The organism is Priestia sp. D51, from assembly GCF_053345675.1.
Genome location: NZ_JBLTIR010000033.1, coordinates 1 through 1,818, shown reverse-complemented (window position 1 = coordinate 1,818; position 1,818 = coordinate 1). Strand labels below are relative to the sequence as shown.

The 1,818-nt window shown below is 38.1% G+C and carries 1 protein-coding gene; it reads left to right on the top strand.

Annotated elements, in window-relative coordinates; all coding sequences use genetic code 11:
- Positions 1 to 183 precede the first annotated feature (183 nt).
- Positions 184 to 1,716 carry an ISL3 family transposase gene (locus tag ACNHOZ_RS28790; protein WP_447697466.1) on the top strand — a complete coding sequence of 511 codons (1,533 nt, stop codon included), beginning with the start codon at positions 184 to 186 and terminating at the stop codon, positions 1,714 to 1,716.
- Positions 1,717 to 1,818 lie beyond the last annotated feature (102 nt).

Below are 1,818 nucleotides of genomic sequence, written 5' to 3'. Positions count from 1 at the left end.
CATCGTGTAGAAGTCATTCATATGGATGGAGATAGTTATCGAATGAAACATCGAAAAAGTGTATTTTCAGCAGAAGTGTAAAAAGCAAATAAGCAAAAAGTGTAAAATTCGACGGCTCTTTCTCACTTTTGGTGAAGGCACTTTAAAGATGATATAGTGAAATAAAAAGGAGCGAATCGCCACATGCCTTTTTCCTCTTTCACTAATATAGAATGTTTACTCGTTATACAAGAAGATCAATCTTATATGTATCTAGTAAAATCTAAACATTCTTCTTGTAGATGCCCGTCTTGTCATACTCCGTCTAACCGCATACACAGCCAATATGTTCGATCCCTTCAGGATGTACCTGCATATGGTAAATCAACGTATATACGACTACAAACACGTAAGTTTTTTTGCGATGACCGTAGTTGTCTACAAGCTATTTTCACAGAAAGATTTACGTGGTTAGGAACCTATCAACGCAAAACCAAACGTTTACACGAGATGTTGAAGTCAATTGCACTATCTACGAGCTGCAAAGTAGCATCTCGGCTGTCTAAATATCTAGGTATTGTAACCAGTCACCACACACTTTTACGCTTGCTTCACAAATTGAAATTGCCTTCTTATGAACCTCCGGTTCATATTGGGATTGATGACTTTGCATTCAAGAAACGTTGTCGTTACGGTACGATTATTATCAATCAAGAAACCAGAAGACCCATTGCTATTTTAAATGGTAGAGATAAAGAAACAGTCGTAAAATGGCTTGAACAGCACCCTACTATTCAAACAGTTACTCGGGATGGTTCCTCAACATACGCTAAAGCTATTTCTCAAGCACTTCCTCATGCTTATCAGATCACGGACCGTTGGCATATACTGAAAGGTTTATTTACAGCAATTAAAGAGACCTTACAACACTCTTTTCCATCTATATGGAGAAAAACAGAATATAAAAACCCTACACCAGACCCACTACTTATTCGCAAAACAGATATTCAACGTAACCTGTATGCAGAAAAGGTTTGGCAGCGTAGCTTAAAAGTAAAGGAGTGGAAAGCTAAAGGGAAATCCATTGCTTGGATTTCTCGTCATCTAAATATTTCTCGCCCTACGGTCTATCAAGATTTAAGACGTAAGAAGAAAGAGCCTATTAATCGTGTTAAGCTCTTAGATCCATACCTGCCTCAATTACGTCAGTGGAATTTGTATGGATGGACCACAAGCCGTATGGAGGTAGAACTTAGAAAGGTAGGCTATACAGGATGTCGATCTACCTTAAATGCAGCCGTGTCAAGAATTCGCCAGGAACAAAGAGCTAGTGCCACAACGTATACCATATCTAGAGATTGCTTACTATGGAAAATATGGAGTGAAAAGAATAGTGACTGGCTGAATACATTACCCTCGGCATGTTTAAAAGAGTTTCCACTTATACCGCAATTAGTTGAAGTGACATGCAACTTTAAAAATATTATCAGGAAACGTAACAATCAAGGCTTATCTGGATGGATTGAAAGATGTAAACTTTATTCATTTCCGGCTCTCAACACGTTTACAACCTATATTGAAAAGGACTTACAAGGAGTAATGGCTGCCTGTGTCGATCCTCTAAGTAATGGTTTATCTGAAGGGCACATAAACCGTGTGAAGATGTTAAAACGTATGATGTATGGTCGGGCAAGTGATGAATTGTTGAAAAAAAGAGTGCTCATACCATTATTGTAGGTAGAGTTGTTTTTCTGAAAAAACAATGCATATCTTTGACATATGGCGACGTTTGCCTTCACCAAAAGTGAGAAAGAGCCAATTCGACTTGACGTCTACAAT

Coding starts and splice junctions, on each gene's coding strand:
- ACNHOZ_RS28790 (WP_447697466.1), top strand. CDS start 184: ATGCCTTTTTCCTCTTTCACTAATATAGAATGTTTACTCGTTATACAA.